The following is a 25,739-nucleotide window of genomic DNA, read 5'->3' as shown; positions in this document are numbered from 1 at the left end:
CGTGACTCACTCGCGGCCCGGGATCCGCCCTGCCCCGTCCGACGCAGGATCGAACGGAACCCAGTCGCCGTACGCGTCGTCAGGGTCGGAGTCGATGAGCGACGGCACGTACGGGACAGGACCGGCGGCAGCAGCCTCGGCGGCGGTGAAGTCGGCGGTGGCCTCGATCGCAGTGTCCTCGCTCGTGGGGCCGACGAGGCGTGCGTCGCCGCTGGGTGCCCAGACTCTGCGGCCAAGCCGCTCCGCCACGGCCCGCGCCAACTGCCCGTACCGGGCACCCGCGTACGGGCTCACCAGCACCACCGGTACGTCACGCGACAGCGACCGCAGCAGGGGGTCGGCTGCGAGCAGGTCCGCCACAGCCTGCGGGCCCAGCTCCCGGCCGACGGCGAACAGACCCTCGTCGTAACCGCCCTCGGCCGCCACCACGTAGGCCGTGTCCCCCCACGGCGACGCCCCTTCGGCGACCGTGTGCAGCTTGCCGCCCCGCTGCTCGTGGAGCCGGATCCGCGAGGCTTCGACGTGCGTGATGCCGGAGCCGGTCCAGTCCCGGCCGTGCGGCGTGCCCTGGGCGTCGGTCATCAGCGTGGAGCCGGACAGCAGCGGGTCCGATGCGGCATCGAGGCCGTCCTCGGACGGAAGTGGGTCGGAGGGAAGTGAAGCGGGCGGAGGTGAAGAAGCGGTCGACCGCGACTCGGACGTGGCCGGGGAGGAGACGGGCAAGGCCGGCGCACCGGCCGTATCCGTCGCGACGGTCGCCTCGGTCTGATCGGTCGCGGCGGTCCCGGCCGTCCCGGCCGTCGCGGCGGTCGCGGCGGTCGCCGGGGCGAAGGCCCAGTCAGGGCCATTCCCGGGCGTAGCAGCGTCCCCAGGCGCGGGGCTGTCATCTGCCGTGCGCACCGGGTCGGGCCGCTGTCCCGCGGGCAGCGGCGGCTCGACGGGGCGCGGGCCTTCCTCGGCCGCGGTCGGGTCTACGGGCCGTGCCTCCTGCCAGTCGGCGGCCGTCGGGCTGGTCATGGTGAGCAGCGAGTCGACGAGAGCGGGCACCGGCCTGCCCGTGCCGTCCGTCCCGGACAGGTCCGCCGGGAACGGACTCCACCACACACTCCGGCCCAGCCGCTGGGCGACCACGTCCGCGAGGCCGGGCGCCGGCCCGTCGATCCCGGTCAGCACCAGGAGGACGGGGGCCGTCAGATCCATGCGGCTCAACACCGGGTCGGCTGCGAGGAGTTCAGCGAACTCCGCGGCGGACACCTCATAGGAGGCACCGCCGAAGCTCAAGTGGAGGCGGTCGGTGTCCTGCAAGTCCACGTACGCCAGCACCAGGTGCGGGACGGGCCTGTCCTTTCCGTACACGTCCTGCCCGGCCCACGGAGCGTCGGCGAGCCCACTCGGCGTCCAGAACGTGCCCAGTGCGGGCCGCATGACGGACCCGTCCGTCCAGTCGCGGCCGCCGCCCGTGGCAGACCCCATCGTCGTGGTCGGCACGGACCAGCGGAAAGCTCCGCGCGCCTCCAGACCGTACGCGGCGGCGACGTCCGGGTCGCTCATGTCCCGGCCCACCGCGAACCCCCGGGTGAGCACCGTGAGAGCCTCGCCGCGCAGCGCGTCGTTCACTTCGTCGTCGGGGTCGAGGTGCCGCACCCTCGCGGTGAGGGCGTCCGCGGCCGGGCCGGCCTGTGTCTCCTCGGCCTTGACCCGCGCCCAGAACATCCGGGCCCGCTCGGCCGCGCTCACCTCGCCCGGGCCGGACAGCGTCAGCGCGGCGACGGCCGCATCGTCCACCGCCGCCGTGTCCTTCAGCCAGCGGGCTGCCGAGTGCAGCACCGGCAGGGCAACGAACCGGCTGACGGGCAGCGAGGCCCCTGACTGCTGCCACGCCTGAACGGCGGAGGCCAGTACCCGGCGAATGACCTGCCGGTCCACGCCCGACACGGCCTCGGGGCGCGCCGCTACCACCCGGCGCAGCAAGTCCAGCGAGAACGGGCCGGTCCGGCCGAGGTCCTGATCGGCGCGCCACATGTCGGCGAGCGCGCCGGCTCCACGGACCAGGGTCGCGAATTCGGCGTCGTCCTGCACGTCCTGCCCGAGGAGCAGCTTCAGTGCCCGCACCAGACGCAGCAGCTCGGCCCGGCTGCGCGGCGAGGGCTCGTTCTCGAATCCGGCATGTTCCGCGAGTCGGTCCAGTTCGGCCTCGCCGGGCTCCGGGCGGCTGGTCTCCCACCACCACCGGCGGCCCCGCGCGTCGGTGAACAGCACGCGTACGGGGTCTCCCTGATGGGTGAAAGCCCCCTGCAGCGCGTGGGACAGGCGGACCACGCGTCCGGTGACGTTCGCCAGGTGCTGCCCCAGGGAGAGGGCGTCGTCCGAGAGCGGATCGGCGGCGAACGGTACGGGAAAGGAGTCGCCGGCCTGCGAGAGGTCCTGCACGGCGCTGTCCTGCGGAGCGGAGGAGTAGCAGACCACCATGTCGATCCAGTGGTCCCGTGGCAGGCTCGACAGGCTCTTGCGCCGCCGCAGCCACTCCCCCGCCTCCTGCCGGCCGGCCGTCCTCGACCCGCCGCCGGTCAGGGGCAGCATCAGGCGTCCGGGCAGGCCGTGGCCCGCCAAGTGGTACGCCCTGTCCTTCGGTCCGGGGTCCGCCAGTGGGAGCTTGGCGGAGTACGTGCCGGTGGCGCTGTTGAAGTGGACGTACATCGTCATCCGGTCGAGACGGCTGAAGTGGTCCTCGCGCGCATCGGCCAGCTCGCCGGGTTCGTGCAGGCTGCGGCCGATCTGCTGCCCTGTCAGGGCACTGACGACGGGCTGGGTCAGCACGTCACGGTGCCAGTCCGGGGCGCCGTCGTCCGCGTCGGGTGCGAGGCCGGGCCTGACCTGGACCCAGGAACCGCGCGGCAGTCCGGCCTGCCGGATCACGGCGATGGTGCTCTGCGCTGCGGGGTCCGGGTTGCGCCGCGCCAGACCGCTGTGTGCCCATACGGTGCGTCCGGTGCGCTCCGCGAGCGTGCGCGGCAGTTCCAGGTACCGGTCACCTGCGAACGGGACGGCCAGCACGATCGGAACCCCTGACGGCAAGCCCTGCAACACTGGGTCCGCCGCGACGAGTTCGGCGAACACGTCGGGGCCGAGGTCCCGCGTCGTGCCGTCGGGAAGCCGCGCCGTCACCGTGTCGTGGCGCCCGTCGGCCAGGACCGCGTACGGGGTCTCGGTCCACGTCCACGGGGCGAAGCCCGGCATTCCCGTCGCGGTGAAACCTCCGGCCGGATCGGCCTGGAGGTCGTCGATGAACATGCTGTCCAGTTCGACGGTGTCGGATCCGGCCCAGTTCAGGCCGGCCACCCGGTCTCCACCCAGGGTGACGTACCGGCTGCGGTCCGCGGCGAGAACGCCCTGCTCCGCGAGGGCGAAGGCCGCCAGGGCGGCCGAACTCGTCGCCCGCCCGGCCACGAGTGCCCGCTCGACCATCGCGTACAGGTCCCTGCGCGTCTCCGGGTCGACGACCACGAAGGGTTCGAGGTGGAGGATGCGCCGGGCGACCGTGTCCGCATCGAACGCCCCGGCGCGCAGGGCGCGGTCGTCACGGCGCAGCGCGTCCAGGGTCTCCACCGCCGCCGCGCGCCCGGGCGAGGTCAGAGCGATGGTGGCCTGCCGGCCCAGGTCCGCGCGGCTCACCGGACCGGACACGCTCGCGGTGCCGCCCTGGCCGGACATGCGCGACCGGCCGCGCGCCGTGATCTTGAAGTCTTCCGCAGTCAGTCGCGGCCCTCCTGCCGGCAGGTCACCCCGGAGGGTACGCAGCGCTTCGTCGAGCTTCCGGACGAGCAGATCGCGCGCGGTCCGCGCGCGCTGGTCGCCCCGCTGCCGGGCGGCCAGTTCCCGCTGCTGCGCGGTGCCGGCCCCGCGGGCGTCGGCGCCGTACCCGGCGATGTCGATCCTCGGCAGCGGTACCCGCGTGCGGAGGTTGCGCAGACCGGCCTTCGCCACCTGGAACGCCAGGTGTCCGACGCTCTCCTGCGCGTCGGCCGAGGGGCGGGTCTCCCCCTCGGCGAACGTCACGAGCGTCAGCCGGGGCAGGGGGGAGAGCGGCCGGGCCGATGCGGCGGACACCGGGGCGGCGAACACCGGCTGCCCACCGCTCGTGTCCAGCGCGGTCATGTCCAGGCCGGTGGGCTCCGGGCCGGTCGGCTCGGGATCGGGATCGGTCATGTCGAAGTCGGTCGCGTCCGGACCAGTCGTGTCCGGGTCGGCAATGTCTGTTCCGGTCAGGTCGAAGTCGAACCCGCCGATGTCGAGGCCGTCCCAGTCCGACAGGTCGAAGTCACCGAGATCGCCGGGATCGCCGAAGTCGAAGGTGCCCAGCGCTGGGTCGTCCGGCATCGCCATGTGGCGGTCAGTCATGTCGGCGTCGGGCATGTCGGCGTCGGGCATGTCGGCGTCGGTCCCCGACTGCGCCACCGGCACCGTCTCCGCGACGGGCGCCGTCCAGCGCTGCCGCAGGCCCAGGCCGGAGCGGAGCGTGTCGGCCAGCTCCGTGGCGGAGGCCGGTGCGGCCCCGGTGTCGGTGCCCGCATTCAGTAGATGGCCCGCGACCCGGCGCACCGCGTCGCGGAAGCCGTCACCGGCGTAACGGGAGTCGGCGAGGACGTCGTGCGGCTCCGCCGGCAGCACCAGGGAGACGGCGGCGTCCCAGGCACGAGCGGTGCCCGCCCCGTCCGCGCCCTCGGGTGCCGAGTCAGCGAAGCGCGTGTACGCCTGCGCCCACAGCCGCCGCGACGCGCTCGCGGCCACCGCGTCCATCCTGTCCGTCCAGGCGCCGGGCCGGGCCATCCACACTCGGACCAGGTCCAGCGGGTACAGCGCGTCCGCGGGCAGCCGGTCGTCGCCGCGCAGCATCATCTCGGTCCGCAGGCCGACGGAGAGCGTGATGCCCGCGGCCTCCAGTTCCCGCGAGCCGACGGTCTCGCCCTCGGCGGGCCGCAGCGGAACGGGTGGCAGGTCGGCCTCGGTCACCTGTTCCGCGATCCACCGGCGTTCAGCGGCGTCCCTCCGGACGGCCGGGGCCGCGTCACCGGTGCCGGAGCCGTCGCTCCGGTGTGTTCCGCGCGCAGTGCCCAGCGCGTCCGGAGCGACGCCCAGGGTCCACAGCCGCGCCTCGGCGTCCTCCAGCCGGCGACGCGCCTCGTCGACCCCGGCCCAGGCGTGCGCCACCACCGTCTCGTACCCGCTGCTCCGCTCCGTCGTCGCGGCTTCGGCGGCGGTCCCGTCCAGCGCGGTCAGCGCCCGTGCGTGGTCCCGCCAGGCGGTGTCGAGTTCCGTGGTGGCGCCGTCGGCCAGGGCCGCACGGGACGAGTGCGCGTTGGTCGCCGTCGCCGTGGTGGCGGAGCTGTCGCCTTCGGGGGTCGTGATCCGCCCCCAGCCACCCGCCGTGGCCGGCTGCCCGTCCGGGCCCGGCAGCACGGCGACGGTGTAGGTCCCGGTCGCCGCGTCGTGGTGGAGCGTGGTGGCGCCGTGGGTGGCCCACCAGTTGCGGGCCGAGTTCCGGGCGCCCTCGCCCGGGATGCTGCCCTCGGCCGGCCGCGCGCCGGACGGCCTGCCGTGCGGTACCACCGCGATGACCTCCGCGTACCCGTCCTCGGCCAGCAGTTCCGGGTCGCGGAAGACCAGTTCGCCGAACTCGCCGGGCGGCACCGGTCCCCGCATCCGCAGCCCGTCTACGTCACCGTCGGCGACGTAGACGAAGGGCCTCGGGCGGTGCGGGTCGGCCGCCCAGGGGGCGGGCTCGGTGCCGACGGGTACGAGCGAGCCGTCGGGCAAGTGCCCCAGCAGGGTCACGACGCTGTGGTCGAACGTGCCCTGCGGCCAGGAGGTACCGTCCAGCGCCCTGCCCCATGCCTCTCCGTCGTCGTCCGTCAGGAGCCGGTCGGACTCCAGCGCGCCCTGCTGCTCCAGGTGGTGGGCGGCCACCTCACTCAGTTGCCACGGGTCGCGGCCGACGGCCGCCGCCTGCCGTGCCACGAGGACGGCTTCGCCGAACCGCGCCGGGTCGGGGGCGGGCAGGTGCAGCACGGCGGCGGCGAACGCACCGGGATCCACATGGGCAGTCGTCAAGGCGACCTTGAACGACGCCCACAGCAGCCGCGACCACTCGGTCTCACCCACCGGCGCCGAGAGATCCAGCCCCAGGACCTGCCGGGCGACGTTCTCGCGGTGGGCAGTGGCTGCGAGGTCCGTCAGCATGTGGACGAGGTGCGGCAGCGCGATCCAGTCGGTCAGGGGGCCGCGTGGCCCCGTGTCCCAGCGATGGGCCGCCTCCGCCAGCAGCCTCCGGTGGCTGTCCGGCGTGACCTGCGGGGCCTGCCCCGGCGGGAGGAGACCGCCCCCGTGGTACCGGGTCAGGAGCTGCTCGTACAGGTCCAGGGTGAACGTGCGCGCGCCGTCGCGGTTCAGGTGCGGATCGGTCTCGCGCATCAGGTCGAGCGCGCCGATGCCGCGCAGCAGCACCGGATACCCGGGGGTCTCGTCGACCGTGGAGCCGAAGATCCGGCGCAGCGCCCGGACCAGCCGCAGGGTCCGCTCCTGTACCGCCTCGGGCGCGGGTCCGGGGCCGTGGTGCAGCCCGGCGTCGCGGGCCCGCCCGTCCAGTGCGTCCCCGGTGGGCTCCGGCCGGAACATGACCCACGGGTAGGCGCGGCCCCGCGCGTCGGTGTGGAGGCTGATGTATGCCTCCTGGCCGCCCTGCCGTGACTGCACGGCGGCGTTCATCAGAGTGGTCGCGAACACCGTGCGGCCGGTCTCGTTGGCGGTGTGCTGGCCGACCGCGACGGCCGCGAGCGGGTCGGGTGTGAAGGGCGGGGGGCCGTCTATGTGGAGCCCGGGCATCTCGCCGATACCGGGGGACGCGGCCGCGTAGCAGACGAGCAGCACCACGGGGTGTTCGGGGGCGAGCGAGGCCAGGCTGCGGCGGCGGGCGAGCCTGCGGGCGAACTGCGGCCCGTCGTCCGTCCGCTCCCCGTCCGGGGTGTGCCATGTGACGGTGCCCGGCAGACCGTGGTTGTTGGGGAAGTACGGGGCGGGCAGGTTGAGTTCGGCCCAGGGCACCAGGGAGGCGGAGCCCGGGGCGTCGTAGGCGGTGCGCTGGTGCGTGTAGGTCGTGACCGTGCCCAGGCGGCTGTGCGTCAGCGTGCGCGACCAGCCGCCGTCGTCCGAATCGGCGAGGTCCATCGAGATGTAGCCCGTCGACCGGTGGCCGTGGTGAGCGATGGAGAGTGCGCTGATCTGGTCGTCCAGCGCTTCAGCGGGTGCGGTGGGCGCCGCGGCGGGGGTGGCGGGCGTGTTGGCGAACCACTGGCCCCGGGGCGCCTGCCGATCCTCGTCCAGCAGCAGGACCACCGAGCGGTCCGGGACCCCGGGGAGACGCCCGATGACCGACCGTCCGGTGGTGGCCCACACCTCTCGGCCGAGCCGGTCGGAGAGCCCGCGCGGCAGGTCCAGTGACGCGGCGGCGGACCGGGCGACGTGGAGCAGCAGCGGACCCTGCCTGCCCGTCAGGTTCCGGTCGAGGGCCATCAGTTCGTGGAAGACCACGGCCGGCACGGAGCGTGTGAACCCGCCGAGCCCACGTACCACGACCCCGTCGGACCCGCCGGTGAGCAGCAGGAGGTAAGGGTCGGGGTGGCCCGGGGTGGGAAGCCACGGCGCGGTCTCGGGCGCGCTGTGGCCGGTCGTGCCGTCGGGGGCGCGCGAGATCCGGCCGGTGGTGCCCGGATCGAAGTCGGCGGGCAGGGGTCGGCCGAGCCAGTTCCACCCGCGCGGACGGCCCTGGGCGTCGGTGAGCCGGAAGTCCGTTTGGAACGCGCCGCGTTGGGCCAGGTAGTGGGCGGACAGCGCGGCTGGAGTGCCTGCACCGGCGGTGAACGGGGCAGTCACCAGCCGTACCAGGGCGCCGCGCGCCGAGGCACTGACCGTGTCGGAGGGGTCGAGCAGCAGCACCCGGCGGACCAGCGCGTCCAGGTCCAGGAAGCCGCCGCGCAGCTCCGGGTCCGCCACCCGGAGCCGGTCGAGCCGCTCCAGCGCCTTGGCGGCCCGCGTCCGGTCGACGCCGTTCAGGGCGCCCAGGCCGTACAGCGCGTCGAGGACCGCATCGCGGTGGCTCTCCGCCTCGTGGGGCGACACTTCCTGGGGCGAGACCCCCTGGGGTGTGGAGGCGGTGCCCCGGTGCGTGGCGGGAGCGCCGGAAGGGTTCGGCATCTGGGGAACTGGGTGGTTCGAGCGGGCCGCGACGGGCCGGGTGTGGATCGGGCGGCGGGACGGTCCCGGCCGGTGCGGGAGACCGGTGCGGGAGCCGCCCTCACGCGTGACGGTGCCCACGGCTGCATTCGGCTCCAGCTCGTCCAGCAGGGCCCGCGCGTGCTCGTCGGGGAAGAGCCCGTTCCGCGCGACGTTCTCCCGCAGCTCCTGCTCGCCGAACGGATGGATGTTCCAGTACCGGCCCCAGTTGTCGGTGTAGTCGAGGGCGGGGTCGTGTCCGGGTACGTCGTTGAGCGCCAGCTGGGCGCCGCGCATCACCTCGTGGGCGGTGTGGTGACCGACCGTCAGCGAGATGGCCATCATCCCGGCCCGGATCAGTCCGAGGTCCAGGTCGACGCCCCACTGCTCCCGCATCCGGACGGCGTGCAGCACGAAGCGGTACGTGGACCCGGCGGTGCCGGTCGCCACCAGACCGCCTGAGTCCTCGGAGCGCCCCTGGAAGTCGGCGCTCATCGCGATGTCGTACACCGATGTCGCCGGCATCCAGGTCAGCCCGGCCCCGTCGACCCCGAACCGCCGCTCCGCCGCGCTCAACGGCGGACGCGCGCCGTCCGGACTCGCCGGGTTCGCCACGGGCTGCGGCAACTCCGCGACCGCTGCCTCCTTCTCCGCAAGGGACATCTCCGACGCCTGGATCTCCATGGCCCGCCGCATGTACTCGGCGTAGACCTCCCGCTGCCGACGGCTCGGCCGCTCCGCGGCGATCTCCGGATGCTGTTCCTCGGCACCGCCGAGCATCTCCGGTACGAGATCGTTGGAGATCCCCTCGTACAGGAAGGCCACGAGTTCCCGCAGGTTGCCGCTGCGCACCACCCGCTGGAGCGCCTCGCGGGACGTGCCGACGACACCCGCCTTGAACTTGCTGGTGTCACCGAACGTCCCCAGCGCGCGCGGATACCGCTGGCGCGCCGCCGCCCACGCGGCACTCGCCATCTTCCGGAACTCGGCGGTCACCGCGTCGTGCTCGGCCAGGTACTCGCCCAGCCGCCTGTCGAAGGCGACGGACTCCTCGGCGTACCGGATGCGTGCCAGGACCCACGGGGGTGCCTCGCTGTTCCTGCGCTCCGGGCTCGGCTGTGCGGAACGGCCCGGGGGCCGGGACCTGGCACGCCCGGTGGTGCGTCGGGACCCTGCGGGCGCGGGCCCGTCGGTCACGGAAGGCGCCACCGCCGGCCCGGTGGCCGCCGTCGGTCCGCCGGCCGTGAGCTCGGTGGCCGTCGTGGGCCCGGTGGGTGCGGGCTCCACCGGCCGGGCCGGTTCCTCGACAGGTGTGGCGTACCCCGCCGGCCCCGGAGGCACCACGCGGTGGTCATCGATCTCGATCGTCACCACACGCCCCTGAGCCGGGTCGGTGGCGCTGCGCACCCGCTTGGCGAACTTACTGAGGTTGAAGTCCCGCACTCCGACACGCGGCCCGCTCATCCCGGTCTGGAAGGCGTCCAGGACCTGGGCCAGCCGGGCGGCGAGCGCCTTCGCCACGGCGTCCGCCCGCTCCTGGCCGCTGGTGCGCGAGCGGTTGCCATGACCGGTGAGGGTGACGGCCGGCATCGGCAGACCGTGGGTCCGGTTCCAGAGCCCCGCGCGGGCCAGCGACTGGGCCAGCCCGTCGATCGTGCCGTCCGCGTCGGAGAGGGTGTGCTGCCGCTCGTCGAAGCGGATCGTCCGCTGGTGGGCACGCGGTGTGTGGCCGTGCAGCACCACCGTCGTCAGGGGGTTGGCCACTGCGGGCGACGACTCCGAAAGCAGTGCCGCGTTGATCTCGTGCGCCGACTCGCCCGGCCGCTTGCTGTACGCCCGGAAGGACCACAGGTCCTTGCTGTCCATCACTGGCGCGGCGGCCCGGATCAGCTCCTTCGCGCGGGAGCGTGCCTGAGCGGCCTCGCGGAGCGCCAGCGCGTGCTCGGGGCGGTCCTCGTCGAAGTACCACGGCAGTTGCTCGGCCCGATGGACGTCGGCGAGGGCCCTGGCCACCCGGGCGAAGCTCTCCAGGCGGTCGGTCTCCGCCTCGCCTGCGCCGCTCCGGCGCGCCTCGGCGGCACGCTGCTCGGCTCCGCCGGCCAGCCCGGTGAGTTCGTCCTCGCCGTAGCGGTCGAGGTTCTCTTCGACGACGTCGTCGAGGAGCGCGTCCGGGATCTCGCTCCAGGAGTGGGTCTCGTTCTCCAGCGTGATCTGGTGGGTGCCGTCCTCTGCGGCCAGCACCACCTGCGCGACGTGGTACGGGGCGTGCGGGCCCACCCGGTCGCCCGGCTTGGCGTGGTTGTGCGTGAACAGCTGCGCGCCGCTGTCGTTCGTGGTGCTGACCGACTGGATCAGGTATCCCTCGCCGACCCCCGCCCATGCGTACTCGTTGACGCCGATGCGCCGTGCGGCCGAGGCCAGCGAGGTGCGCTGCGGGTTGTCCTGCGGCTGGTAGCTCAGGGCACGGCCGTAACGCTCGCCCGGGGTGGGTGCGCCCACCACACCGCCGGTGAAGCGGTTGTCCCGGCCGGTCCGGCGGGCTGCCCAGCGGGGGGTGACGTCGTCGGCGGAGCGGGTGCCCTCGGCCACCTCTGTCAGTGCCTGGGCGAGGTGGTGGGTTCCGGTGACCTCCCGGCCGTGCAGCCCGTTCACCGGGGCGGTGGAGAGGACCTGGCCGGTGGGGTCCCGGAAGGCGATGTGGGACAGGGGTGCGGTCGCCGCGCCGGCCACCATCTGGGCGAAGTCACGCGTGAAGGCGTGCTCCGAACGGCCGGAAGCCGTCAGGAACTCGGGCTCCACCCGGAACAGCGGCTCGCCGTACGACCCGTCCTCCCTCGGCAGCAGCACGCCCGTCGAGACGTCGCTCTTCAGCCGGATCCCCGCCCCGGCAGCGGCCAGCCGCGCCGACGAGCGCTCGATCGCCGTACGCGTGGCGTACACCTGCCGGCCGCATCCGGTCGTGCCGTCCTCGGCGGCGAGCATCGCCAGCGTCCGGTCTTCGGAGATGTGCAGCGGCGGCCGGTCGGCCATGCGGACGGTTCCGTGCTCCTGGCGCGGCAGGAACAGGGCGGGCCCGTCGGGGCCGGTGACGTCTCCGACCGGGACCTCTCCGACGGCCCGAGGGAGCGGCTGAGTGAACAGGACCCCGGTACCGTGCGTGTCGATGACGCCGTAGTCGCGAGTCGTCAGCGGGCGGGGGCGGCGCCCGTCGATCTGCCGTTCGAGGACGGCCTGGTCGACCATGCGGTCGAACTCCGCGTCCCCGTCGCCGCTGGACCTGTCGTCGTCGCTGTCCTGGCCGGACACGCTGCCGGTGTCGCTGCCGGTGTCGCTGCCGGTGTCGCCTGCTCCGGGCAGTCCGCCGTCCGCGGGCGGCTCGGCCGAAACCCATCCCGCTCCGGTGCTGCCATCGTTCAGGTCGAGCATCAGGTGGCGGGTCCCGGCCGTCGGATGCGTGGCCACGCCTACCGGCGCCTCGGGGTACCAGACGCGCCGGCCCGTCGTCCCCGCGACGAGGGAGGCCACGGTCGCGGCATGCTCCGCGGGAAGTGCCAGGACGATGTCCGCGCCACGGGGCCGCCGGGAGTCGTACGAGATGAGCATGGCCAGCTCTTCGGGGCTGTCCAGGTAGAAGGTCAGCCCCGGTGCGGACACCTCGACTGCGCGGCCGGCCGGTCCGGCCACGACGAGGTACGGGTTCTGCCAGGGAGCGGGCCGTGGAACGACCCGGCCGCGGCCCCGCACGGCGTAGGACTCCAGCTCGGGGGCGGCCTGCCGCGGTCCGTCGGACTCCCCCGGTCCCGTGGGCCTCCCCGGCCCGCTGAAGTCGCGTCCGACGGCGTTGCCTTCGTCGTCGCGCAGCAGCGTGCTCTCGTCCAGGGCGCCGCGCCCGGTCTCGATCTGCCGCTCGACGAAGTACATGGCGAGGTCGTCGGCGCTCGCGAGGTCGTCCGACGAGGCGTCGAGCGCCAGCGAGCCGAGCAGCAGGAAGTCCGCGGGGCCTGGCCGGGTCCCGTTGCCCATGTGCAGGACCCGCCGGGTGACGCGCTTCAGGCCGTCGCGCAACGTCTGCGACATCGGGTGCGCGTCCGCGTCCGCCCGGACGAGGGTGTAGAGCGCCTCGGAGGTCTCGCGGAGGCGGGCGCGCGGAATGCCGTCCCGATGGGAGCCGAACACCGAGTCCAGCCAAGCCGGTTCGGCCCAGAGCGGGCGCTCGTCCGCGTCCTCGGAGTCCGAGCCGGCCTCCGACTCGTCGGCCGCCTCCACCAGCGGGGGCAGGGCGCGGCCGGGGGGCAGCGGGGGCGGCACCGTACCGTCCGGACCGGTCTGCGGGGACGCCGCGGGGAGCGACACCGGGTCGACCCACACCGGCTCCCGGCGCTCCGCCGTCGCGTTCGCGCGCGCGTCGTCCCAGCTCGCCCCCTCCGGCGGGGTGTGCGGTGCGAGGTCTCCGGCCACCGCCGCCCACAACTGGAGGTGGCGCGGCCGCAGACCGCTCTGTGCGAGGCCGTCCGGGGCCTGCTCGTCGAACACTCCGAGCAGGCTGCCCGGCGCGTGGAGCCGTTCGGGGTTGCTCGCGTCGCGCGTCTCGTCCCGCAGGAACAGCTGGTGTGCCAGCTCGTGCGCGAACTCCACCGGGTCGGCGTCTGCCCACCACGCCCGCTGGTTCATCCGCTGGTCCCGGCCGACGAGATCGACCGTCAGATGGGGGTTCCCGTCAGCCTGGACCGGCTCGACGGTGACGTGCAGCCGGTCTCCGTCGGGCAGTTCGTGCCTCGGGCCGTTGTAGAACTCCTCCACGCCCTGAAGGACCCGCGCCATGACGGTGTCGGTGCCGGCCTGCCCGGCTCCTTGGCGGAACGCGAGTCGGACGGTCAGGTCGGTGACGGTCTCGCCGCCGTGGGTGAAGCGCCGCACGTCGAAGGCCGACCGCACGACGACGCGTGGCCGGTCGTCGAGGCGGGCGCGGGGTGCGCGGAGCGGCGGTGTGGACTCAGCTGCGGTGGACTCCCGCAGCGGGATGCGCAGGGCCGTCTCGCCGTCGTCCTCCGGCACCAGGTACAGGCCCGAGGAGTCCGCCACGACTCGATAGGGCTCGGAGCCGTCGTCCAGGTCCGCCATCAGAAGGGCGAGGGTGTCCATGTTGTCCACGCGGCCGATCCAGCCGCTGTCGCCCCGCAGGATCGCGCCCGTCGTCCCGTGGACGAAGTCGTGGCCGAACCCTGCCCATCCGGCCGGCGGGATCTCCTCCCCTCCGGGGAGCCTGATGTGCCCGGTGTCGGCGACCTCGTAACGGAGGGGTTCCGAGCGGGACTCGGCGGAGCGCGTGTACGTGAACCACTGGTTCGGCCGCGCGTCCGCGGAGGCCGGTGGGCCGTCCGCGGTGCCGGCGGCCGGGGCCTTGCCCTTGCCGGTCCCGGTGTCCATGGGTTCGCCGGCGGGGGGTGCGCCGGTCGCGGGAACACCAGCGGATACGCCGGCCGCGGGCAGGGCGCCCCCGGGTGCGTCGGCCGCGGGCACGACGAAGGCGGGGTCGACGCCGCCGAAGCGGGGCCGCATCACGGTGACCGGGCGGCCGATCGGCCACTGTTCCGCCACCGGGTCGAGACCGTCGTCGCGCGAACCGCCTGGCAGACCTCCCGGCAGGGCGGCTCCGCGCAGACCACGGGTGGCGATGTGCCGGGGTCCGCCCCGGTGGTCGTCGACCGTGATGTCCACGGTGGCGCTGCCCGCGGTGGAGGGGCGGCGGCCACGCACCGCGACCGGTTCGACGGTGAAGTGGTCGACGGTGAGGTGCGGCCGCGGGGTGCCCTCCTGATACTCCGCGAGGGCCTCGGCGAGCTCCTGCCGGAACGAGGCCGCGACCGCCTCGGAACGCGCCTTGGTGAGGTCCCGGCCGAGCAGGCGGGCGTCGCGCAGCCCGCTGATCCTGATGTCCGGCAGGGGCAGCCCGTTCGCGGCGTTCCACAGCCCTGTCCTGGCCACGATCCCGGCCAGATGGCGGACGGGGTGCTTCGCACCCTCGGGTGTCCGCTGGGTGTCCTTGGCGAAGGAAACCGTCACCGGCAGCGCCGTCTGGCCGCGGAGCACCACGGCGGTGAGTGGATTGGCCTCGGCGGAGTGCCTGTCGCCCAGCAGTTCCGCGTTGGTGTCATGGGCCGACTCGCCCGGGCGCTGCGCGTACATCCGCATGTACCACTGGTCCTTGCCGGGGATGACCGCTTCGAGCTGTCCGACGCGCAGTGTGGCGGCGCGGACGGCACCCTCCAGCGTGCGCTCGGCCGCGGCTCGCTCCGGAGAGCCGGCCGGAGCCGCCAGCTTCTCCGTCCGGGCCTGGTGGGCTCTGACCAGGGCCAGGGTCAGGTCGCGGTGGCCACGCAGTTCCGCGAGATGCTCGTCGTCACCGGCCTCCTGGCGCCGCTCGATCTCCCGGCCCAGTCGCGACGCGTTCTCCCGCAACTCGTCCAGCTCGAGATGGTCGAGGTTGGCAGTGACCGCTCGGCGGTGCCGGTTGTTGCGTACCGAGGCGCGCGCGTGGTTCTCCAGGGAGATCTGGTGGCTGCCGTCCTCACTGGCCAGGACGACGGTGGCGAAGTGATAGCCGAAGTGCGAGCCGCCGACGGCACTTTGCGGCTTGGCGTAGTTCTGCTCCAGGCTCGGCCCGCCCTGGGCACCGGCTGCAGCGACGGACTGGACGACGTAGCCCTCGCCGACATCGGCCCACGCGTGCTCGTTGACCCCGATCCGGCGTGCGGCCTCCGACAGGGCGTCGCGGCGTGGGTCGTCCGGCTGGTGGAGACTCAGCGCGCTGCCGTACGCACGGCCGGGCAGCGGCCCGCCGTCGCCGCCGGTGGGCCGGTCGTCCTGGCGGACGAGGGAGGCCGCCCAGGCCGGATCCGCCGATTCAGGCCGTACGTCACCGTCCGCGACGTGGCCCAGCGTGTCGGCGAGGTGGTGGGTGCCGGTGACCTCGGCCCCGTCGGAGGCGTTGACCGGTGCCGTGACGGCCGGGCCGCCTTCCCGGGTACGGAAGACCATGTGCGACGTGCGGGAGTTGTCGGCCAGCATGTCGGCGAAGTCCCGGCAGATCTCCTCCGTGGACCGGCCGGACCGGGTCAGGAAGGCAGGGGTGACGCGGAACAGCCGCCTGCTGCCCCCGTCGGGCGTGGGCAGGATGATGCTCAGGTCCTCGTCGGCCCGCAGCCGCACCGCGAGGCCCGCGCGCGCCAGCTTGACGGAGGCGCTCGCGACGGCCTCCGGTGTGGCGAAGACCTGCTGCCCGTACGCGCCGTCCTCGACCGCGAGCGTGCGGTCGGGGGAGATCCGCAGGGCTGGCCACTCGTTGACGAGCGTCTTGCTGTACTCCTGCGCGGACATGGCGATTTCGGGAGCGCCCTCCGACCCGGTCAGAGCCCTCGGAGTCTGCCAGGCGCCCCCGTATCCGCCGGGCTTGCGGAACAGCACGCCCTCGCCGCTGTCGTCCATGACGCCGTAGTCCGTCGTCGTCAACGGGTCGGGCCTGCGTGCCGCCAGCGCGTCGCCGTTGTCGGAGCCGGCGTCGGAGCCGGCGTCGGAGCCGGAGTCGGAGTCATGCTCGTACAGGCCGATGAGGTCGTCGAACTCGCCTGGGACGGGGGCGTCCTGGCCCGGCCCGATGGAGGTCCACACCCTGCCGACACCGTCCCCGACGGGTCCTGCCGTGATGCGGTCGGTGCCGGTCCGCCAGTCCGTGGACGGGCGGGGGGCGTGCTCGGAGTACCAGACCCTGACGCCGGTCAGGTCGGCGACGTGCTGGGCCAGATCAGCGATGTCCTGGTGGGGGAAGGCCAGGACGAGGTCGGCGTTCGCGGGCCGCGCGGGGTCCCGTGCGACGAGCCGGACGAACTCCCCGAGGTCGTCCAGGGTCAACGTTCCGCGGGGGGTGTTCAGCAGGACCGAGTCCCCGCTCTCCTGTGCGAAGACCACGTACGGGTCCGACCACGGCGCGGGCCAGGTGCTCACCCGGCCGTCCTCCCCCTCCACCGCGTACGAGTCCAGGGGCGGCACCTGGTCCCCGGTTCCGGTCCAGTTCCGCACGGTGCCGTTCTCCGACACCAGCGCGGTCCTCCTGTCCAGGGCGGTGTCGTGCCGCCTCAGGTACGAGGCGAGAGCGTCCTCGTCGGCCAGGTCGGCCGGGGACGCGCTGAGAGCCAGCGACCCGAGGAGCAGAAGGTGCCGCTCACTCACCGCGTCGCCGGGACCGCGGTTCAGTACCCGCCTGGTCAGGTCGTGGAGTGCGTCGCGGGCGCCGGTGTCCACGGACGACGGCTCCGGGTTCCCCTGGGCGAGTTCCCGCAGCGAGGCCGCCGTGCCGACGAGCATCTCGGGCGAGTAGTCGTGCCGGGCGGCGGGCCCGAAGAGCAGGTCGAGCCATGCCTCGTGCGCGGTGCCAGGGGTGCCGTCGTCACCGGCGGAGTCGGATTCGCTGTCGGAGTCGCCGGTGTCGTCGGTGAACCGGAACTGCGCCAGCGCCTCGGCCTCGGACCGCGAGGGATGCGGCCGGCCGGAGAGCGTGCTCAGCTCGTACGCCTCCTCCTCGCCCGGGAGGCCCGGCAGGTCGTCGGCGGTCGGAGACGGCGGCAGCGGCACGGACGCCGCGTCCTGCACCGACAACAACGACGCATCCTCCACAACCGCCGGAACCACATCCGCCGAGGACGAGACCAGCCCCGTCGAGACATCCTGCCCAGAACTGTCCTCCTCGACCACGACGCCCGACACATCGCCGGCGGTCGGAGACGGCGGCAGCGGCACGGACGCCGCGTCCTGCACCGACAACAACGACGCATCCTCCACAACCGCCGGAACCACATCCGCCGACGACAAGACCTCCACCGTCGAGACATCCTGCCCAGAACTGTCCTCCTCGACCACGACGCCCGACACATCGCCGGCGGTCGGAGACGGCGGCAGCGGCACGGACGCCGCGTCCTGCACCGACAACAACGACGCATCCTCCACAACCGCCGGAACCACATCCGCCGACGACAAGACCTCCACCGTCGAGACACCCCGCCCGGTGCCGTCGGTCCGCGACCCCGCCTCCGGCGCGGTCCGCGAAGTTGCCGGACCGGTTGCCGGGGTGCGTGGGACCAGCGGGACGAAGTCGCCGCCGCGGCGGCGGAGCCGGATGTGCGGGCCGCTCTCGCCGGCGGGGCCGGGGTAGGTGTGGGCGGTGCCGTTCTCCTCGATCAGGGTGACGGTGGTGCCGGTCGCTGCCGCGGCCCACTCGGCGACCGCCCGGTCGGCCCCGGGGCCCCAGGCTGCCTTGGCGAGGTGGCCGCGCAGATGCTCTTCCAGGGCGTCCGCGCTCGGCGCGGGAGCCCCGCCGGACGGTACGAGGGGCGGGGGCGCGAACAGCGAGTTCCGCTCTGCCGGGTCGCCCGGGAGGCCGTTCAGGTCCATCAGCCGGGCGGGCGACGCCTGTGCGTAGTTGCGCAGCCGTGCCACCTCGGAACCCAACGGTCCGGGCTGCTCGGCGGCTTGGGTCAGGGCTGTGGAGAGCGCGCCGAAGAAGCCGTTGCCGCGTCCGGTGGGGGTGTCCTGGGTGTAGGTGGCGCCTTCGGGTGCGGTGAGAACGCCGTCGCGGTCGAGGCGGTAGCGCGGGCCGCCGCTTTCGGCGGGCGGCAGCCAGGGCGCGGTGGTGTGGCTGCGGTGCACGGGCGGCTTCGCAGGCTGCTCGGTCGCGGCGTGCCCGGTGTCCGTGTCGGAGGTCCCGGCGGTCGGCGGAGCCGGCAGCGCGGCCGTGACCGGGGCGGGGGTACCCGGCGGGAGGGCGGCGTGGAAGAAGCCGTCGGCGGAGAACAGCACCGGGTCGGCGGCCGGGTCGACGGCGGCCGGGTCGACGCCGTGCGGGAGGAACAGCTGGTCGCGGCCCTCACCGGTCACCACGGTCAGCGGGGTGCCGAGGACCCGCGCGGCGAGGGCGGGCAGCAGGTCGGCGCCGCCGTGGTCGCCGGCGCGGCGCTCGGGCGGGGCCGGGTCGCCGTCCGGGTGGTCCGTGCTCTCCTGCCGCGGCTCGCTCGCGAACGGGCGGGACAGGGCCGCGGTGGCCAGCGCCACCCGTTCTGCGGAGTTCGGCCAGAAGGTCTGCGGGAGACGGCCGAAGGCGTCGAACTCGGCCTGCTGCGCAGGAGTCAGTTTCACCTGGGCGGAGTCGAGTTCGTCCTGGGTGAAGGTGTCCGCGACGTCCAGGGCGAGAGCGTCGAGCAGGTCCTCGTTGCCGTCCTCGCCCAGCGCCCAGGCGAGGCGGTCGCGAGCGGCGCCGATGGCCTCGGCGGTGACCTCCGGGTCGCCGGGGGCTCCCTCGAACCGGCCCGCGAGGTCGGAACCGAGCAGGTGGGGCAGACGACCGCGGTCCTGGGCCGCGGCGAGCAGCGCGTGGAAGAACGAGGCTCCGTCGTGCGGCATCTCGTGCACCTCACGCACCGTGGTGCCGTCCGGCGAGGTGAGGGTGCGGGGGGCGGAGTCGGTTGCGTCGGTGATCCCGTACGGCTCCGGCGCCTCGGAGCGCCATACCGGCTCGGTGTACTCCTGCGGCCGGTCCGGTTCGGGGACCAAGTCCGAACCCTGGTGGTGGGCGGTGAGGCGGGAGGCGGCGAGGTTCAGCCGGTGATGGTCCGCGGCAGCGGCGTCGAGGTGCCCCTGCCAGCGGCGGACCTCCTCGCGCGAGGCCTGCCAGGCCTCGACGGCCGGGGACTGGGCCACGGAACGCGGCAGGACGGCCGGCCGGTCGGGATCGCCGCCGCCGAGCGCGGCCTGTTGCTCGGCGCTCAGGTCGAGCCACGTCTCCCGGGCCCGTGCCCGGGCGTCGTAGTAGCCCTTCTCGGCGGTGGCGAGGTCACCCGCCGCCTTGGCCAGGCCGTCCCAGGCGGCGCGGACCTCCTCGGGGAACGTGGTGTCGTCCAGGAGGCCGTAGTCGCGGGCGATGTCCTCACGCAGCCAGACCAGGGCGGTGGTCTCGGCCTCGGCGGCGCGCGGGCCGCGCTTGGCCTTGCCGAGCGCGTGCAGCACGCGGTTGTCGGTCATCCGGTGGTCCACCTCGGCCACCGACAGCCAGCTCACCGGCAGGGCGAAGAGCATGCTGCGGTCGGTGAGGACCTTGAGGTGGGTACCGAGAGTGGTGTCCGCGGCGCCCTTGAGCGCGGTGCCGTCGGTCGCTCCGCCGATCGGGACCGCGGCACCCGGGTTGATGACGCCCGCCTTGGCCGTGTCGACCAGCGGGGCGGTCCCCGCCGCCTTGGCCGTGTCGACCAGCGGGGCGGTCCCCGCCGCCTTGGCCGTGTCGACCAGCGGGGCGGTGCCCACCGCGCCCTCCATGCTGTCGGTGGTGCCGGCCTCCAGCGCGTCGGAGGTCTTCTGCCGCTGCATCGCCTCCATGCGCGGCTTGTTCTCCACGGCGAGGAGCTGGGCGCCGCGGCGGTGCATCTTCGCGTAGAGGCGGGAGTCGGCGGTGTGGGACTGGCCGAAGAGGTGGGCGGAGGCCTGGGCGGGCAGCGGCGAGCCGCCGGCACCGAGCGCCTCGCGGAAGCCGGAGGTCAGGCCCGTCTGCGCGGTGGCCTCCTGCTGGGCCTGGGCCGGGATGGTGCCGAGGCCGGTGAGCGGGGTGAGACGGGCCTTGCGCACCCGTTCGTCGAGGACGTCGCCGGTGTGCCGCTTGCCGAGGTCGCCGTCCCCGACGCCGTCGGCACGCGCGGTGGCGAGGGTCAGGGCGTCCTGCACGTTGGCCGCACCACAGATGTCGACAGCGAGGATGCCGGATCCGATCCGGTCGTCGAAGGGCAGGACGTCCGGGTCGGCGCCGCCGTCGGCTGTGGAGGTGCGCCAGGCGGAGATGCCCTCCGGGCGTGCCTGGGCGGCGGTCAGCAACCGCACGGCGCGCTCCGGTTCCGGCACTTCTCGCTCGGTGAGCGCACCGTCGGCACCGTCGCCGTCCGGGGTGAGCAGGCCGGCCGGAAGGATCTCGTTGAGACTGCCGACCGGGGCGACGGCCCGCGGGGAGAGCCGCTCGCCGGTCGCGTTCGTCATGGTGACGGTCAGGGTGTAACTGGTGACGATCTCGGCGTGCGCCTGAGTGGTGGCGATGTTAGGCATCGAGGTGCTGCCGGCGGCCGTGGTCCGGACGCTCGACCGCTGCTGGCCCGCGGTGCCCTGGACGGAGGGGTTGGCGAGGAGGGGGCCGCCGCTTGTCGCGCGCTCGGCGGCGCTGAGGGTCATGTCTCCGCCGCGGTCCTGCGAGGTGCCGTCGGCCTCGTCGCGTGCGGTGTTGCGGTAGTCCTCCAGTTCGTAGCCGGTGCGCAGCGTGGCAACCGTGGTGGTGATCGGGGTCAGCTTGAACCGGACCTGTCCGGGGCTGCCGCCCACCGGCAGGTGGTGCGGGCTGGTCCAGGCGCGGTAGCGGACCGGCAGGGTCATCCCGTCGGTCGTCAGCTCGTGCAGGTTGGCGCGGAGAAAGTCCGGGGAGAGGCGCTGGAGGACCTGCTCCCGGTCGTGCGAGGGCACGCCGATCTTCTCCAGCTTCCCCATCAGCTGCTGCGCCGCGTGACTGGCGTCCAGCTGACCACTGGGGTGTGTGGGGAAGCGGCGTCGGCGCAGGAAGTCGGGCACCCGGTAGCCGCCGCCGAGGTTGCGCGGCGTAGTGGTGCCCAGGCCGTCCGGGGCGAGCCCGGCCTCGATGGCGTCCTGCATCGGCAGGTGGAACATCACCGCGTCCTGGATGCGCTGGAGTGCGGCGGCGGCTCTTCGGGGGGCGAGGCCGCGAGCGAGGCGCGCGGACATCCGCCCGGCCGCCGAGCTGATGCCGGCTCCGGCGCGGGTACCCACCGCACCCATCATGGCCGTCCAGCGGTCCCGGACCGCGATGGTCTCGGCGGCGTCGGCGACCACGAGGTACATCCGCCCGGCGAAGGTGAGGGTGGTGGTGCGCCCCGGGGTGAGGGTGCCCGAGACGCCGCTGCCCTTGCCCCAGGCGTACTGGAGGGCGGTCGCGTAGGTGCCTACGACCGGCTGATGGCCCTCGATCTGCTGGAGCGGCATATAGCCGCCCTGGACGCCGAGGCTGACGCGTGAGGCCGTGGTCGTGCTGCCCATGATGCGGTGCTCGTTGCCGATGGTGGCCTCGAAGCTGGCCGGCTTGGGGTCGCTCTTGACCCGTAGGTTGTGCAGCTCGCCGCGGACCGCGGCCTTCAGGTAGTGGGTCCGGAGCGGGCCGGCGCCGTTCAGCCCGGTGACGCGGGAGCCGAACGGGCCTAGGTACTGGCCGAGTTGCCCGGCCACGCTCAGGTTCGCCATCGCCCGGCGCAAGGCGGTGCGCACCGGGGCACCGGGAGCGCTGACGTGCCAGGACGTGCCGGAGGCGCGGTCGGCGGTGTCCTGCATCAGCTGTTGGCGCTGCGGCCCGCCCTCGGCGCTGAGTACCACGTGCGGGGCGCTCAGCAGCCGCCGGACGAGCTGCTGGTCATCCGAGTCCGCCGTGGGCGGCGGGCGGGTGCCGTCGAGGAGCTGGTCCGCCACTAGGGCGGAGAGGCGCTGCGGCAAGGGCGTGGGCGTCGTGCCGCCGGCGGGCGGGTCGGCGGGGGCGTAGCGGTCGGAGCCGTGCGCGGACGGCACGGCCAGCTCCACCCGTCCCACGGTCTCGCTGCCCCGGCTGAACAGCGGACGCTCCTGGACCTTGCTGACGAAGAAGCCCGTGCCCAGCACGCCCAGGCTGAGGAGCCGGGTCCAGCCGCGCGGGCGGCGGTGGCCCTCGAAGGAAGCGCCCAGCTCCACCTGGTAGCTGTAGAGGTCTGCGCCGTTCTGGAACGTCAGCTGGTCGTGGGCGACGGCGACCGTGCTCCGGGTGGCCTTCTGCGTCGTCTTCGCATAGCGGGCGCCGAGGGCCACGTTGCCTGTCCGGCGCGGCAGCTTGGCCTCGGTCACCTTCTCGGCGTCACGCGGTGAGGCCCCCACCTCCAGCCCGCCGGAGAGGGTGGTGGCCGCCTGCTGCCCCTGGCCGGAGACCTCGGTGCCGATCACCGCGTTGCGCAGCGAGCGTTCGCTCAGGGTGGTCTCGAACCGCCGGTCGGTAAGCCGCGCCTGGAGGATCAGGACGTGGTGACCACGGGTCATCCAGCCGTCCTCGGTGAGGGCGACCGGGACACCGGTGGTGGTCAGGTCGTCCAGGCTCTGGGCCAGAGTGGGCCGGTTCAGCGCCTCGCGCACCTGGCGGTCGTTGTGCAGCGCGGTCCGGAGCCGCCCGTCGCCGTACCAGAACCTGGCGAGCCGCGGGTGCCGCAGCATGAGCGGCGGGACGAACAGCGACGGGTACGAATGGTGCAGGGTGTCCAGGACACTGTCGGCGAAGGCCCGCATGGGGTCCTGGGGGGCGGGCTGCCCGTCCGCGGGTTGCCCGTCCTGGTTCTGCTCGGCAGGAGGCTGCTGGTCCGTGTCCTGCGCCGCGGTCGGAGCCTGGGTGTCCGGCTGCGTCGTGCTCTGCGGCGACGACTCCCGGCTCCCGGACAGGCTCTGCCGGTCCTGGTCCTGCACCGGGGCCTGGACCTGCTCCTGTTGCTGGTCCTGGTCCTGGTCCTGCACAGGGTCCTGCACCGGGTCCTGTTGCTGGTCCAGGTCCAGGTCGGATACCGGCCCCAACGGGCGGTCCGGGCGGAAACCCTCGGCGCGGACCTGGCCGCTCAGATGCACCGGGTCCTCCTGGGTGAGGTACCACGGCACCGGCGGCTGGGCGTCGGGGTTCGGGCCGCCCGTCTGTCCGGGCGTACGGCTGTCCCAGCCAGCGAGGCGCCGCGCGTCATGGGTGGAGATCCAGTCCAGGCTCACGACGCGGACCGGGCGGGCCGCGGACGGCGGCTCGCCGGCCTTGCGCACCATCAGGGTGCGTTCCACCCGGTAGAGCGCGAGCGGATGGTTGCGGACGCGACCGGTGGTCTTGCGGGCCGCATCGTTCCCGAGGTAGTGGCCCCGCCCCGCGCTGATGTCCGCGCGGACCATCGGGCCGCCCTGAAGGCGTACGTTCGTCTCCCCGCCCTCGAACATGTGGTTCGGCCCGGCAGTGACCTGAATGCCGAGACGGGTGTCGCGGACGTGTCCGCGCTGGTTCTGGTACGAGGTCTGGGTGAGGTCGCGCAGCTCAGACTTGACCGACTCGGTCACCAGGGTGGCCCGGTGCGGAACCGACCGCTCCACGACCAGGTGTCCCAGCGGGTGCTGACCGCTGCCGCGGGTCAGCTCCGGTCCGCTGACCGGCCCTGCGAACCGCCCGAACAGGCCGAGCAGCCGCCCGGGCCGGACATAGGAGACCAGCGTGCGGTGCGCCGAACTGCCGGGCCGCGCGCCGGAGAGGGCAAGCGCCACGTCCTCCGGCGGGTCCACCAGGTGCAGGCCGGTGGTGTCGGTGACCCGTGGCTCGATCCCGTCCGGGAAGGTGAGAATCTCCGGCGCCCGCCGTGGCCCCTTGAACGGCACGGTGAGGTCATCGGGCAGCCGCCAGGCCAACCCGTCCCGCATCCCGAACTCCGCGGTGTGCACCGGGCTGCGCAGCCAGCGCGGGCCCTGCGCGGGCGAGTCGGGCAGGCCCGTCGTCTTCCGGTCGCTCGGGCTCGGCGCCTCGGTGACGCGCTCCACCCGCACCCGGTAGTGCACGTCGTCCAGATGCAGGTGCGAGCCTTCCACGGCCCGGTATTCGGACTGGTTGTACGCCTGGGTGCCCAGGGTGTAATCGGTCCTGCGGGTCCAGCCCAGTGAGACGCCGACCTTCAGCATCCAGCTGAGCGGCGGGCCCATGCTCGCCGCGCCGGCGAGCCGGCGCCCGAAACCGACGCTGCGTCCGCCGCCCGTGCCGGCCTGGCCGCGCCGCATGGTGTCCAGCCGGACGGTACCGCCGTTCACCTCGGAGAAGCGCTCCCAGCGGTGGTACGGGACGGCCTCGACCGTCATCTCGTGGCCGACCCCGGACTTCTCCCGGCCCACGAAACGGGCGCCGCGCGGGGCGGTGAAGGCGCCGGGTTGCTCGGTCAGCAGGCGCAGCAGCTCCGCCTCGTCGAACTGGGCGCGAAGCTTCTTCGGCAGCTTGCCGAGGATCTCCTGGGCCACCTGCTCGGGCGAGCGCAGGGTGATGGTCCCGAGGCCGGTGAGGAGCCCGGTCGGCGGGGACTGCGGGGTCCCTTCCGGACGAGCACCCGGGCTCCCGTCGTGCGGATCGGCGTCCGGGCTGATCAGGACGGTGGGCAGTCGGCTGCCGTCCTCGAAGGTGACGGTGCGCGGTGCCGGGCCCGGCGGCGGCGCGTCCTCGCCGGTCAGCAGCCGCGTCGGGCGGTACCGGTCGAGCTGGGTCTCCAACGGTACGGGGTCGCCCGGGTCCTGGGTCTCGGAGCCGGGACTGCCGAGGTCGGTGATCCCGCCCATGCTGCGCAGCCACTCCCCGAAGGGGGCGGAGCCGTCCGGGTCCTGGGCGACCGAGTCCTGGCTGACCGAGTCCGAAGTAGCGGCGGGATCCGAAGGAGCGGCCGGGGCTGGTCGAGAGGTGAGCGGGGCCGAGGCCGGGACCAGGGCGTCGTAGTGGTCGGTGCCGTTGTAGGCAAGGTGCAGGGTGCCGCCGTGGCCGCCCTCGTGGAGCATGGTGACGAGGGCGTTCCCCGGTGAGTCCGGACGGGTCTGGACGAGCCGCAGGTCGAGGTCGAGGGCCATCGCCAGCGCCTGCGGGAGCGGGTCGGCGAAGGGGGAGGCCCACAGCTCGGGGAACTCGGCCGCCGCGGCGATCAGTTCTGCCGTGCCGAGTTGCCGCGCGACCGCGGGGGTGGCCGCCACGTCGGCGAGGTGCGGGTAGCCGCTGTCCTGCAGGATCCGCCGCCACTGCGCGGGGTCGCCCTCGGTGACGACCGCCTGCTCGATCCGGTCCCAGCGCTGGGCGATCAGGTCCAGCGCGTCCGGATCCTGCACCCCGGCGACGGCGCGCCTCCGCAGGTCGTCGACCACGGCGGAAACGGGGTCGGGGATCAGAGCGGCCGCATTGGTGGCCAGGACGGAGCCAGGGATGTGGTCGCGCAGCAGACTGCGCACCCCCGCGACGTTCCGCGCGGCCCACGCAGGCGGGATCTCCTGGCTGCGCGCGCTGTCGAGCAGCGCTCGGAAGAGGCAGTTCCCCCCACCCGGGGTGATCAGCCGACGGAAGGCCATGCCGTCCGCGTGCACGGTGTTCCCCGGGCCGCCCTCCCGCGAGGCCGGCGTGTCGGGAGACAGGCCGGGCGGCGGCGTGAGGGGGTCGGTCCAGGTGAGTTCGGCGTGGTCGGCGCCGGGACGGAACCGCAGCAACGGCTCCCCGGCAGGACCCTGATGCCAACGCCGTTGCGTTTGGGTTTTGAGTCGCAGGTCAAGCCCTGTTGAATGACGCAACGGGACGTCCTGATAGATCAGCTTGTGTCGAGCAAGAAGATCATCGGGAG

1 pseudogene is annotated in these 25,739 nt (G+C 73.9%); it reads right to left on the bottom strand.

Features of this window, described 5'->3' with window-relative positions:
• Nucleotides 1–6 precede the first annotated feature (6 nt).
• Nucleotides 7–25,608, bottom strand: a pseudogene (locus F0344_RS34080) (lonely Cys domain-containing protein); the annotation flags it as partial.
• Nucleotides 25,609–25,739: the final 131 nt, after the last annotated feature.

Origin of the sequence: Streptomyces finlayi, from assembly GCF_014216315.1 — a bacterium.
Taxonomy (GTDB): Bacteria; Actinomycetota; Actinomycetes; order Streptomycetales; family Streptomycetaceae; genus Streptomyces; species Streptomyces finlayi_A.
This window is presented reverse-complemented; position numbering and strand designations above follow the sequence as displayed.